We start from the raw sequence: 12,800 nt of genomic DNA, 5'->3' as shown, positions 1-12,800 counted from the left end.
CCAGCGCGATGCGAACGTAGCTCAGTTGGTAGAGCGCAACCTTGCCAAGGTTGAGGTCGCGAGTTCGAACCTCGTCGTTCGCTCCACAAGGAAAGGCCCCCGGTTTTCACCGGGGGCCTTTCGCGTGGGGCCGTGCGGGGCCTTTCGTGTGCGGCCGGTGCGCGGTCCTCCGCGTGGGGCCGGTGCGGGCTTTCGCGTGGGGCCCGGTCCGGGGACCGGGCCCGTGGCGGCTACCAGGCGGTGCCCGTCAAAAGCTCGTACGCCTCGATGTAGCGCGAGCGCGTGCGCTCCACGATCTCGGCGGACAGCGGCGGGGGCGGGTTCTCGCCGTCGGGGCCCTGGCGCTCCCAGCCCGCCTCGGCGGACTTCAGCCAGTTCCGGATGATCTGCTTGTCGAAGGACGGCTGGGTCTGCCCCGGCTGCCACTGGTCCGCCGGCCAGAAGCGCGAGGAGTCGGGGGTGAGCACCTCGTCCGCGAGCACCAGGGTGTCCCCGTCGAAGCCGAACTCGAACTTCGTGTCCGCGAGGATGATGCCCCGGTCACGGGCGATGTCGCGGGCCCGGCCGTAGACGGCGAGGGTGGTCTGGCGCAGCTGGGCGGCGGTCTCGGCGCCGACCTCGCGGGCGACTTCCTCGTACGACACGTTCTCGTCGTGCTCGCCGACCGCGGCCTTCATGGCGGGCGTGAAGATCGGCGCGGGCAGCTCGGAGCCGTCGACCAGGCCCTCCGGCAGGGCGAGGCCGCAGACCGTGCGGGACTCCTCGTATTCGAGCAGGCCCGAGCCGGTGAGATAGCCGCGCGCGACGCACTCCACCGGGACCATCCGCAGCGACTTGCAGATCAGGACGCGGCCCGCCCAGTCCGCGGGCGCGCCGACCGGGACCTCGGTGGACAGCACGTGGTTGGGGACGAGGTCCGCGAGCTGGTCGAACCACCACAGGGACAGCTGCGTGAGGATGCGGCCCTTGTCGGGGATCTCGGTGGGCAGCACCCAGTCCATCGCCGAGGTGCGGTTGCTGGCGACCATCACGAGGTCGCCCGCTTCGTTCTGGTACAGGTCCCGCACCTTGCCGGTGTGCAGGTGCACCAGGCCCGGCACCTCGATCGGCTCGGGCTTTTCTACGAATCCGGGCATGGTTCCTCCCCGTCGTTTCGGCCAGCAGTCCGATTCTCGCCTATCGCGGAGGGTCCGCCGACCACGGTGGGCGGCACGGGCGTGCGGCTCAGGGTCGCGCCCGTGCCCGGCTCGCCTCAGTCGCGCTTGCAGATGCGGTCGAGGAGATTGGCGGTCGCGCGCTGGACACGGGTGTCCACATGGCCGGGGCGGTCCAGGGCCGGGGACCACGCGAACGTACCGGAGGCGAAGACCAGCGCACCGGACGGCGCCCGGTACAGCGAGGTCTCCTGATGGCGCCGCGCCCCGTCCCCGTCCTGGTACGGGGAGTGGGCGAGCAGGATGCGGCTCTGGTGCTCGGGCAACTGGGTGCGCGGGAAGTAGCGGTCGGCCTCGCCCGCGACCAGGCCCTCGATCTCGTCGCCCTCGTGCGCGCCCGTCGCGTCCCACAGCCAGTGGTCGGCATTGCGGACGACGAGGGGGGACGGCTCCGGTACGCGGCCGGCGTACTGGATGCCCATCAACTGCTGCTCGGGGCGGTCGACTTCACGCCACAGGGCGGCCTTTCCGGGGCCGCGGCGCTTGCGGCAGGTGAGGAGGCGGTCGGGCACGCCGGAGGGCGAGGGACTCAACTCCACCTGCCAGTACATGGTGTTGGCGGAGAGGAAGACCAGGGAGGTGCCGCTGTCGCGGGCCTGCTCGGTGGTACGGCGCATCGGCACCGACCAGTACTCGTCGTGGCCCGGGAAGACCAGGCCCCGGTAGCGGGTCGGATCCACGCGGCCCGCGTGCAGATCGCGGGTGTCGGCGTACGCGAGGTCGTACCCGTAGCGCTCGGCCCAGCGGATGAAGTCGTAGGCGTGGCCCACGTGCAGGGGCAGGCCCGCGCCCGCGTACGGGCGGTCGAAGGAGACCGTGGTCGCCGCGTCGCTCTCGCCGAGCAGCGAGCCGTCCTCGTCCCACGCGTGGTAGAGGCTCGCGCCCGTGCGGCCGTCCTCCGGGTAGAGGTTGTACGCCTGCCAGGTCACGTCGGGCAGCAGGAGCAGCAGATCGGCCGGGCGGTCGTCGCGGACCGTGAACGGGATGTGCGAGCGGTAGCCGTCCATGGTGGTGAGGACCGCCACGTACGCGCCCGTGTTCCAGTAACTCGGGATCTGCAGCCGCCAGGAGAGCCACCAGTGGTGGCAGGAGACCGTGCGGTCGGCGGTCAGCGGGGGTGGCTGGACGATGCCGGAGAGCCGGGGGCTCGTGGTGATCTTCGCGGCGCCGTCCCCGCCGTAGTGCCCGATCCGGTAGATGTCGACGCTGAACTGCTGCGGCGGGTCCACGGTGATGTGGAAGTCGAGGGAGTCGCCGGGGGCGGCGGCACCCGTGGAGGTGAATCCCTTGATCTGCTGGTGGACGTCGTCGGCGGTGCGCGGACCGGTGGTGCTGCGGGGTGCGGGGATGCGTGCGCCGGGTGCCGGGGCATGGTCGAGGTACCAGGGGACGACCTGGCCGGTGTCGTCGAAGTAGTGCTCGCTGCCGCGCAGCCACGGGAGCGGGCCCTGGCCGAAGGGGTCGCTCACGGCGTGGGCGAGGGCGCCGGACTCCCAGCGCCTGATCGGCGCGGCCGCCCTCGGCGTCCCGCTCTTCGGCACTCTGCTGTTGCCCATGCTGCTCCCCTCCCTCGTCCCCCGGGTTCTGCTTCTGCCGGGCCCGCCGCTCGGTCCGGTCCCGGTCACCGGTCTTTCGTCTCCGGTCCCCGGTCTTTTGTCTCCGGTCTCCGGCCGTTTCGGATGCGGCGGGCCGGCCTGTCGGTGGCCGGCTGCCGTCCTGTCCATGTCGGCGGCCGGTCCCAGCACATCACATTACGCACGCATCCCGTCACCGTTCGTCGTGAATTGACGTGAACGGAACGTGGCGCTCCGGTGCGGTGGGCTGGGGTGCGGCGGGGGCGTCACACCAGGCGGACCGGCTTCTCCGGGCGGACGCCCAGGCCCGCGAGCCAGCCGCGCAGCGGCTCCGGGTCGCCTTCCTCGACGAGGCTGAGGACCCGGGGGGCGAGGTCGGCGGTCCGCTCCCCGTTCACCATCAGGGTCGGGCCGTCGAGCCAGTCGAGGCCGGGGGCGGCGCCGGCCGTGTCGACGGCGGCGCAGCAGACCATCGCGGTGACGTGGTCGGCCAGCAACTCCCGCCCTGACCGCGGCGGTTGCATCGGGAACAGCGGCAGCAGAGCCTCGTCCCAGGCCGCGAGCTCGGGGGCGGGCTGGGGCGGGGTGCGCGGCGCCGCGGTCTCCTCGCGGGAGAGCTCGACGCTGAGCAGCGCGGCGAGTTGCTCGCTCTGCGGGGCGAGGGTGAGGGCCTCGGCGGGGTCACGGCCCTCGGGCGGGACGATGGGGAGGTGGTCGTCGGAGGGATCGGGGTGATCGGCGGTGACGGGTGCGTCGGCAGTGACGGGTGCGCCAGTGGTGCCAGGGGTGTTGGTGGCGTCGCGCCCGTCGATGGGGTCGGGGCTGATCAGCTCGTCGGAGGCGTCGCGCACCTCGGTGATCTCGGAGGTGACCGGCACGTCGGCATCGGTACCGAGATGGTCCGCGGCGCCGGACTCCGTACGCGTACCGTCGTCGGCCGCCGCGGCAGCCGACAGGTGCTCCATCACCCGCTCCAGCGTGGGCGCCTGCGGGTCCATGTCCGGGGCCGTCGCCCGGCCCACGCCCAGCGAGTCCAGCGCGCGGTGCAGACGGGCCGCGTCCGTACGCCACTTGCGGTCGACGATCTCCTCCGGATAGTCCTGCCAGTCGACGGGCGCCCAGCCGGCCCCCTGCTCCCCGTGGAACAGCCGGGCCGCGAGGAGGGACGCGGCCTCGTCCACCGCGCCGGGCTCCTCCAGCAGATCGCACGCGGGCCGCTCGCCGAGCCGTGAGGCGAAGCCTTCCGCGAGCCGGTCGCGGCGGGACAGCTCGGTCAGCGCGGCCACGACGCCGGCGTCCAGGCGCGAGGGCCAGCGGCCCATCCTCCAGGCGGGCAGCGCCACCTTCGTGAGCAGCCGGTCCCAGCCCGCGTACGCGAGACCGACCTGCTCCTGGGCCACGATCCGCAACCCGTAGTCCACCGTCTGCGCGCGGTCGGCGGCGGCCGCCGCCACCCCGCGCTCCATCTCCGCCGCATGGTCGCGGCAGGAGCGCAGCATCAGCCGCGACACCCAGCCGACCCAGCCGAGCACCGTGCGGGCCACCGGCCCGCGCCCTGGCCGCTCGGTCACCGCGACCGCGGCGTCCAGACCCCGCACGAAACGGCGGGCGGCGGCTATGTCGGGGTGGGCGGAGGGTCCCGTACCGGCTACGACGGGGGCGAGCAGCGCGCGCAGCTCCGCGACGCGCATCCACCACAGGAACGGGGAGCCGATCACCAGGACGGGGGCGACCGGGCCCGCGTCGGCGGCGTCACGATGTGCGGAGACGGTCTCGCCCGCCCGGACGACGGCGGCGTCCGCGCCGCGTACCGCCTGGCTCACATCCCCCCGTACGGCCTGGCCCTCGTCGGTGCGGACGGCCGTGCCCGCGCTCCCCCGTACCGCCGCGGCGCCTTCCCCCCGTACACCCGTGGATACCGCTTCCGCCGCGCCGGCAGGCGGCAGCGCACGCCGCCCGCGTATGACCGCGAGCACCCGCTGCACCACACCCGGGCGGGGCGGTGCGTGGGCGCGGTGGGTGCGGTCCTCGAGCCAGCTGTCGCAGTCCGGCGTCAGGGCTATCGCGGAGGGCGCCGGGACGTCGAGCCGGTCGGCGAGGTCGCGCACCAGGCGGTAGAGGTCCGGGGCGGACTCCTCGGCGATCGGAACGGTGGGGCTCAGGGCCGGCTTCGAACGCGCCACGACCAGCGCGACGGCGGCCGCGGCGAGCAGCACGACCACGGCGACGGCGCTCGCGATCCAGCGCGCCAGGTCCCAACTGCCGCCGCTCAGACGGCCGGTGACCCCGCCCGCGAGCAGCACGACGGCCACGGCGGCGGGCAGCAGGGCGACCGCGAGGGCCCTGCTGCGGATGCGCAGGACGGCGAGCGCGCGGGCACGTGCGCCTCCTGCGCCCCGCTCACCACCCATACCCGTTCCGGACACGGCCGGAGGTCACCCCCTTCGTCCTGCGACGGCTTTGCTCACTCCCCCACTGTGGCACCCGTCACTGACATCGCAATGCCAGTGGGCTGTTTGGCTTCGGGCACCCGGGAACGCTTGCGCCGCACCCTAGTTGGGGCCTCGGGGCACGTCAGCCGTATGGGGGATCGGTCACTCGATGGAATGGCTTTGGGCAAAGGTGCGGGACGAAAGAGGGCCGGACCCTGTGTCAGGTCCGGCCCTGTTTCCGGTGCGGTTCGGCCTCGGTCGGCCTCGGTCGGGCGCGTTACGGGTGTGCGTCCGGCGCAAGACGGGCGTGCGGGGCGGTGTCCTCCCCCGTCAGGCGCCCGCGGCCGCCTTGGCGGCGATGTCCGTACGGTGCTGGGAGCCGTCGAGGCGGATCCGGGCGACAGCGCGGTAGGCGCGCTCGCGGGCCTCGGTCAGGTCCTTGCCGGTGGCGGTCACGGAGAGCACCCGGCCGCCCGCGCTGACCACGGACCCGCCGTCGTGCCGGGTCCCGGCGTGCAGGACGTACGCGTTCGGGGCATCCTGTGCGGCCACCTCGTCCAGGCCCTCGATCACGTCGCCGGTGCGCGGGGTGCCCGGGTAGTTGTGCGAGGCGACGACCACGGTCACCGCCGCCTCCTCGCTCCAGCGCAGCGGGGCCTGGGCGTCGAGGGTGCCGTTCGCAGCGTTCAGGAGGACACCCGCGAGCGGGGTCTTCAGGCGGGCGAGGACCACCTGGGTCTCGGGGTCGCCGAAGCGTGCGTTGAACTCGATGACGCGTACGCCGCGGCTCGTGATCGCGAGGCCGGCGTACAGCAGGCCGGAGAAGGGGGTGCCGCGGCGGCGCAGCTCGTCGACCGTCGGCTGCAGGACGGTCTCCATGACCTCGTCGACCAGCTTGGGGTCGGCCCACGGGAGCGGTGAGTAGGCGCCCATGCCGCCGGTGTTGGGACCCTCGTCGTTGTCGAGGGCGCGCTTGAAGTCCTGGGCCGGGGTGAGCGGCAGGACCGTGACCCCGTCGGTGATGGCGAAGAGGGAGACCTCGGGGCCGTCGAGGAACTCCTCGATGACCAGGCGGTCGCAGGCGCGGGCGTGGGCGCGGGCCTGCTCGATGTCCTCGGTGACGACGACGCCCTTGCCGGCCGCGAGCCCGTCGTCCTTGACGACGTACGGAGCTCCGAAGGCGTCGAGTGCCTCGTCGATCTCCTCGTCGGTGGTGCAGACGTAGCTGCGCGCGGTGGGGACGCCGGCGGCGGCCATCACGTCCTTGGCGAAGGCCTTCGAACCCTCGAGCTGGGCGGCCTCCTTCGACGGGCCGAAGCAGGGGATGCCCGCGTCCCGTACGGCGTCGGCGACGCCTGCGACGAGGGGGGCCTCGGGGCCGACGACGACGAGGTCGGCTTCCAGGTCGCGGGCGAGCGCGGCGACGGCGGCGCCGTCGAGGGCGTCGACCTGGTGCAGCTCGGCGACCTCTGCGATGCCGGCGTTGCCGGGGGCGCAGTGCAGGGCGGTGACGTCGGGGTCGAGGGACAGGGAGCGGCACAGGGCGTGTTCGCGGGCACCGCTGCCGATGACGAGGGCCTTCACGGTGGGAAGCCTAGCCGGGGGGTTCGGTGTGTTTGCACGGATGGGGGCTGTGGAGGGGTTGTGGGATGGTCTGAAATCGTCGGGGTCGGTGGGGTGACTCTGGGGGCTCCCGCTGTGGTGCGGTTCGCGTGCCGGCTGTGGCGTGGTTCGCGTTCGGCTGTGGTGCGGTTCGCGTGCGGGCTGCGGTGCGGTTCGCGTCCTGCCCCGCGTGCGGGTTTCGTTTGGGGTCGGTGCCGGTCCGGGGTACCGGTTACACGGGCAATGGCGCCGCAAGTCTGCGAGCGTGCACGTCCGGGTGGGGAGCGCCCGTGTAACCGGCACCCCTCCCCGTCCCCTCACGCCCGGAGCGCGGCCGCGGGTCCGGTGGGGGTGCGCGTCGCGGCCACGCCCGGTGTCGTACGAGGGGCGTGGCTGGCCCGCGGCCGGTGTCGTACGGCTCGTGCCCGCAGCGTCGATGCGGGCCCAACGGCGCCGGACCCCGAGGTCACTCGTTGGCGATTTCCTCGATGATCGTGGCGCCCAGTTCGCGGACGATCAGGTCGTGGCCGCTCAGGGCGCTCTCGTCGAGGTCCGGGTCGTCCTCCTCCGGGATGTCGTCCTCCAGGGAGACCGGCGGCTCCTCGTTGTACGAGGGCGGGGCCGGCGCGGGCGCGGAGGGCTGCGGTGCCGGGGCGGCGGGCGCCGGGGCCGGCGCCGGCTGAGCCGGGGCGGCGGGTGCGGCGGGCTGCTGGGGTGCGGGGGCGGCGGGGCGCTGCGGGGCGCTGCCGCCTTGCGGACCGCTGGGGCCGCCCCCGTACGTACCGCCGGAACCGCCGAAACCAGTGGCCGCCGGGGGCGGGGCCGAGCCGCCCGAGGGGTCGACGATCGCCTCGATCTTCCAGTGCGCGTTGAACTGCTCGGCCAGCGCCTGCTTGAGTACGTCCTCGCTGCCGCTGCTCGTGAAGTTGTCGCGGGCGCCCGCGTTGAGGAAGCCGAGCTGGAGGGTCTGGCCGTCGAAGCCGGCCACCTGCGCGTTCTGGCTGAGCAGGATCCAGGTGAAGCGGCGGCGGTTCTTGACCGCCTCCAGGATGTTCGGCCACAGCGAGCGTGCGTCCAGGCTGCCGGGCGGCGGGGCGCCGAGCGAGGCGGACGGTGCGGCGGCCGGCGGGGCCTGGGGGGCGGGAGTCGCGGGCTGCGCGGCGGGCTGGGGGCGCGACGGTGCGCCGTTCGGCGCTGCGCTGCCGCCGGCCGTGGCCGCGGTGGGCCAGCCGCCGGGGCGGCGCTCGCCGGACGCCTGGCCGCCGGAGCCCGGGGTCGCGGCGCCCGGCCAGGCGCCGGGCCGCTGGGCCGGAGGCTCTGAGGGAGATGCCGCCGGGGCGGGGGTCGCAGGGGCGGGCGGTGTGGTGGGGGCTGCGTTTGCATTGGGCCCTGCGGTGGGCCAGGCGCCCGGCTGGCCGCCGCCGGGCTGACCGGCACCTGGCTGCGGGGCTGCTGCCGGGGCGGGGGCCTGGGGTGCCGGGGCTGGTGCCTGCTGGGGAGCGGGCTGAGGAGGGGTCGAGGTGCCGCGCACTGCGGCGCGGGCCGCCGCGGCGCCGCCGCCGGGCGGTACGGCGGGGCCGGGAGCGTCCAGCGGGGCGTGGGCGTCGGGCCCGGGAACGTAGGCCATCGACGGCCCGGACGGCATCTGCCCCCCGGTCTGTGCCCCTCCGGCGAACCCACCGCCGGCTCCCGCACCACCGCCGCCGCGCTCCAGGCGGTCGATCCTCGCCAACATCGAGCGCTCGTCGTCGTACGCGGCGGGCAGCAGCACGCGGGCGCAGATCAGCTCCAGCTGGAGACGCGGCGAGGTGGCGCCGCGCATCTCGGTCAGGCCCTCGTTGACGAGGTCGGCGGCGCGGCTGAGTTCGGCGGCGCCGAAGTTCCGCGCCTGGGCCTGCATGCGCTCGATGACATCGGCGGGGGCGTCGATCAGCCCCTTCTCGGCCGCGTCCGGGACGGCCGCCAGGATCACCAGGTCGCGCAGGCGCTCGAGCAGGTCGGCCACGAAGCGCCGCGGATCGTTGCCGCCTTCGATGACGCGGTCGACGACCTCGAAGGCCGCGGCGCCGTCACCGGCGGCGAAGGCCTCGACGACGGAGTCGAGCAGCGAACCGTCCGTATAACCGAGCAGCGCGGTCGCCATGGCATACGTCACACCGTCCGCGCCCGCGCCGGCGAGCAGCTGGTCCATGACGGACATCGAGTCACGTACGGAACCGGCGCCCGCGCGCACGACCAGCGGCAGCACCCCGTCCTCGACGGGGATGTCCTCCTTGCCACAGACCTCGCCGAGGTACTCGCGCAGGGTGCCGGGCGGGACGAGCCGGAACGGATAGTGGTGCGTACGCGACCGGATGGTCCCGATGACCTTCTCGGGCTCGGTGGTCGCGAAGATGAACTTGAGGTGCTCCGGCGGCTCCTCGACCACCTTGAGCAGGGCGTTGAAGCCCGCCGACGTGACCATGTGGGCCTCGTCGATGATGTAGATCTTGTAGCGGCTGCTGGCCGGCCCGAAGAAGGCCTTCTCGCGCAGATCACGGGCGTCGTCCACGCCACCGTGCGAGGCGGCGTCGATCTCGATGACGTCGATCGAACCCGGCCCGTTCCGCGCCAGGTCCCGGCAGCTCTGGCACTCGCCGCACGGGGTCGGAGTGGGACCTTGCTCACAGTTGAGACAGCGGGCGAGGATGCGCGCGCTCGTCGTCTTGCCGCAGCCGCGCGGGCCACTGAACAGGTACGCATGATTGACCCGGTTGTTCCGCAGCGCCTGCTGCAGCGGGTCGGTCACATGCTCCTGCCCGATGACCTCGGCGAACGACTCCGGGCGATAACGGCGGTACAGCGCAAGGGACGACACGCATACGAGGTTATCGGCCCGCACTGACAGCCCGGTCCACGAACAGCTCGTACCCGAACCCGGAAACGCAAGCGCCCCCCACGCACCCGCCAGAGCCGACCTACCCTTGCTGCCTTCCGGCCCTGGGGGAGTTCAGTCAGATAGCGCCACGTGAGGGGCTGCGCCAAGGGTACCCGATCCGGGGCCGTGCGAACGAGCCCGTCCCGATCACGCACCCCACCTCCGGGAACGGGTTCGCGAGCACTCCTCCGCGTCTTGTATTGTTTGCGGCGGAGGATTCGCCTAGAGGCCTAGGGCGCACGCTTGGAAAGCGTGTTGGGGGCAACCCCTCACGAGTTCGAATCTCGTATCCTCCGCAGCTGGCTGACCAGCCAGAACGAAGGCCCCGACCGGGAAACCGGCCGGGGCCTTCGTCGTTGTCCTCAGGCCCCGTTGTCCTGGTCTTTGTCCATAGGGCCTGTTTCCGAGGTTCCCCAGATCGCTTTCCCGATCTTCTGGGCGACCTCCTTCAGGAGTGCATCGGGCACGTGCAGGTACCGGGCCCGCATCCTCGCGGCGCCGCCGGGCTCCCAACCCATGATCTGGTCGATGACCCGGTCAGGGACTCCCAGCAACATCAGGACTGTCCCGGCCGTGTGCCGCGCGTCGTGCAAGCGACCGTCCCGGACCTGAGCGTCTTCGAGCAGCTGCTTCCAGTCGTGGTAGTCGGTGTTCGGGAGGCTCGCCGAACGCATCGTCGCCGTGCCCACCGAGCGAGAGCGCGCGAGCGAAGTCGATGCGATGCGAGACGCTGCGCTCCTGAGGCATGTGGTCCACATCGATGCGGCCGTTGTCGACTACGTACGGGTGGCCGCCTCGTAGCGGCCGTTGGCGAGCAGCGCGTGAGTGCCGGACCGTGCGGCGGACGCGAGTACGAGAGGGTCATCTGACGAGTCCGCCGCCTGCATGGCGCGCTCAGCCGCCAGCCAGGAAAGGTCGGACTCGCCGATCTTCGCGAGCGTGGTGGCCGCGAGGTGGTGCGTGCGGGCGGACACTGCCCAGCAATCGCGCCGGTCTGCTTCTCGCCGCGCCGCTCGGTCTTCCAGCTCCTGTGCGACTTGGAGCAGAGCCGGAAGAGCCGCGATCACGCTGCCGAGTCGGCCGCCCTGGTAGTCGTCCCAGGACTTCTCGACCCGTACCGCAGATGGCGCCGGAGTCGGGAGCTGAACATCCGCCTCAGGGCCGAAGAGCAGCCGCGACAGGCGCCGGGGACTCATGAGCGCGTCACGGATCGCGGGGATGTCATCGCGCTGCTTCTCGTCCTCTACGAGGATGCTCTGCCCGACCAAGTCGCTCAGCGGGACCCGCAGAATCCGCGCCAGCTCCGCGAGCATGTCGATCCGTGGTGGCTTGCGCCGGCCGGTCTCGGCCTTGGCCAGCCAATCTGTGCTGCGTCCAACCAATCCGGCCAGCACCTCTTGCGTGTATCCGCGGCGCTTGCGGTAGAACGCGATTCGTTCGCCGATGCTGAGGTGATCTCCAAGACCACGCATGGGGTGCTGCCTCCGCTGTTGAGTAGGGGCGCTGTTCACGGTACCGATGGGACGGATCGCAGGGCAGAGGGCCCGATGCCGCCGCCATCGCTTCAGAGTGCGGCGCCGCAAAAGAGAAGACCCGGACGGAGTGTCCGGGTCTGTGATCTGTCGAGGCCCTGCTGGGTCGGAGAACTCTCAGAGGGCGGTATGGCGTACGGCCGATTTGGCGCGGAAGGCGACCGTGAACGCAGCGCCGATGCCAGTGAGGCCGAAGGCAGCGATACCCGGATTCACGTAGGGCGGCACATCGTCCGTTAGGTACCGACCACCGTCGCTGCGAGTGCATTTGAATCCGAGTGGCACGTACGACACCGAGTAGTCGGTGATGAGCGCGTCCCGATCCGCATCGCCGGTGCGGCACGGGATGATCGGCGACGAGTCCGCGCCGCCGTCCTCTGCGCTGACCACCGTGCCGCCCACGCAAAGCAGCCCCCACGCGACAAGCGCCACGGCCGCCGCCCCAGTCAGCGCGGCACTCCCGCGCAGGACCCGGTCGCGGGCCGTCGCCGCACCCGGCAGTAGCTGGCCTATGCCGTACCCGAAGAGGGCAACGGCGCCAACAAGCGAGCCAACGAGAACGACCAGGAAGAACGCAGCAGAGACCAAGACCATGGGCCGATTCCACCGGGCATCCCGTTCACTTGCCGTGACGGAGGCCACAGTTCCGGACTCAACTCGATCGAGGGCCAGATTTACGTCGGGTTCAGCCGATCGAAAGAGGCCCGGAGCTGTCGGCGGCGGTCCGTCGCGGCGCGCGCTTTGGACTGAGCGCCGTTGTCCTGGTCGTTGTCCAGTTCGCCGTAGAGCACTGTCGTACGCAGACGTCCGCGCACCCCCTCTGACCTGCCGCGCGAACGTCTACGAACGCCCCCAGACGATCACTCGCACAGTTGGAAAGCGTGTTGGGGGCAACCCCTCACGAGTTCGAATCTCGTATCCTCCGCACTCGCCCACCAGGGCAGGCAAAGGGTCCGACCGCTCAGCGGCCGGGCCCTTTGCCGTGGGGTGGTCCCGGTTCTGATCTCGGGTGCGCAGAGCGGACGGCCGCGGACGCGCTTCGGCCCTTGCCTCCGCCGGCGAGCCGGAGGCGACCAGTCGGCTCGACGAATGGGCCACTGGACCGGACTGTCGTCGAGTCGGAGCCCGCGGGGCCCGTGTGCGGGAGCAAGCCGCGCACACTGCATCGTCGGGGGCGTAGCTGACAAGCGGGCACGCACCACACGCCCCGACGTCTCACCTGCCGCATGAGGTTGCCCCGGCCGGGCGCTGTGCGTTCCTCTGAGTTCACGCGACGCATCGCGCAGGGGCTTTGGCCTGATTCACGTTGTGTTTGCAAGGGCATCCAGGTGAGGATGATCGATGCCCGAGGTGCATATGTTTCGCATGCGCAGAACGGGGTTTCGGGGCCGAGCCCGGTCCTGCCTGGTAGACCGAGATCCACGGGGGTGGGTTCGCGTGAAGTTCGACATGGGTGCGTCCGTGTTGTCGAATCTGCGGTCGCAGTCGCAGACGTCGAGTGACGATCTGGGGTCGCTGATCCGTCAGTT

Annotated in this window: 7 protein-coding genes, 2 tRNA genes, 1 other RNA gene and 1 pseudogene; 2 read left to right on the top strand and 9 right to left on the bottom strand. The window is 72.2% G+C overall.

The window, feature by feature from the left end; translation table 11 throughout:
• The first annotated feature begins 10 nt into the window (after positions 1 to 10).
• Positions 11 to 86, top strand: a tRNA-Gly gene (locus BLT97_RS33765).
• Positions 87 to 230: 144 nt separating this feature from the next.
• Here BLT97_RS33765 and BLT97_RS33760 read toward each other — a convergent pair.
• From BLT97_RS33760 to ffs, 6 genes are all read right to left on the bottom strand, one after another.
• Positions 231 to 1,136, bottom strand: a complete 906-nt coding sequence (locus tag BLT97_RS33760; protein WP_093617243.1) for a phosphoribosylaminoimidazolesuccinocarboxamide synthase — start codon at positions 1,134 to 1,136, stop codon at positions 231 to 233.
• Between the two features lie 116 nt (positions 1,137 to 1,252).
• Positions 1,253 to 2,770 carry a N,N-dimethylformamidase beta subunit family domain-containing protein gene (locus BLT97_RS33755; protein WP_093617241.1) on the bottom strand — a complete coding sequence of 506 codons (1,518 nt, stop codon included), beginning with the start codon at positions 2,768 to 2,770 and terminating at the stop codon, positions 1,253 to 1,255.
• A 284-nt stretch (positions 2,771 to 3,054) separates the two neighbouring features.
• The gene (locus tag BLT97_RS33750) at positions 3,055 to 5,199 is read right to left on the bottom strand and encodes a hypothetical protein (RefSeq protein ID WP_093617239.1); all 2,145 of its coding nucleotides are present in this window, start codon (positions 5,197 to 5,199) and stop codon (positions 3,055 to 3,057) included.
• Between the two features lie 351 nt (positions 5,200 to 5,550).
• A complete protein-coding gene (gene purD / locus BLT97_RS33745; protein WP_093617237.1) occupies positions 5,551 to 6,804 on the bottom strand; it encodes a phosphoribosylamine--glycine ligase in 1,254 nt (417 codons plus the stop codon).
• 484 nt (positions 6,805 to 7,288) lie between these two features.
• Positions 7,289 to 9,679, bottom strand: a complete 2,391-nt coding sequence (locus BLT97_RS33740; RefSeq protein ID WP_093617235.1) for a DNA polymerase III subunit gamma and tau — start codon at positions 9,677 to 9,679, stop codon at positions 7,289 to 7,291.
• Positions 9,680 to 9,743: 64 nt separating this feature from the next.
• An RNA gene (gene ffs / locus BLT97_RS33735) (signal recognition particle sRNA small type) lies at positions 9,744 to 9,842 on the bottom strand.
• A gap of 108 nt (positions 9,843 to 9,950) precedes the next feature.
• Between ffs and BLT97_RS33730 the strand changes: the two genes are divergently transcribed.
• A tRNA-Ser gene (locus tag BLT97_RS33730) sits at positions 9,951 to 10,035 on the top strand.
• 66 nt (positions 10,036 to 10,101) lie between these two features.
• Here BLT97_RS33730 and BLT97_RS33725 read toward each other — a convergent pair.
• From BLT97_RS33725 to BLT97_RS33715, 3 genes and pseudogenes are all read right to left on the bottom strand, one after another.
• Positions 10,102 to 10,600 (bottom strand): annotated as a pseudogene (locus BLT97_RS33725) (site-specific integrase); the annotation flags it as partial.
• Positions 10,516 to 11,211 (bottom strand): helix-turn-helix domain-containing protein, encoded by a 696-nt coding sequence (locus BLT97_RS33720; RefSeq protein ID WP_245769692.1) that lies wholly within the window; start codon positions 11,209 to 11,211, stop codon positions 10,516 to 10,518. The gene BLT97_RS33720 and the pseudogene BLT97_RS33725, both read right to left, overlap by 85 nt.
• 177 nt (positions 11,212 to 11,388) lie before the next feature.
• The gene (locus BLT97_RS33715; protein WP_093617233.1) at positions 11,389 to 11,865 is read right to left on the bottom strand and encodes a hypothetical protein; all 477 of its coding nucleotides are present in this window, start codon (positions 11,863 to 11,865) and stop codon (positions 11,389 to 11,391) included.
• Between the last annotated feature and the right edge of the window lie 935 nt (positions 11,866 to 12,800).

It is taken from the genome of Streptomyces indicus, from assembly GCF_900100315.1.
GTDB lineage: Bacteria > Actinomycetota > Actinomycetes > Streptomycetales > Streptomycetaceae > Streptomyces > Streptomyces indicus.
Note: the sequence above shows the minus strand (reverse complement) of the source record. Positions and strands in the feature narration are given on the sequence as shown.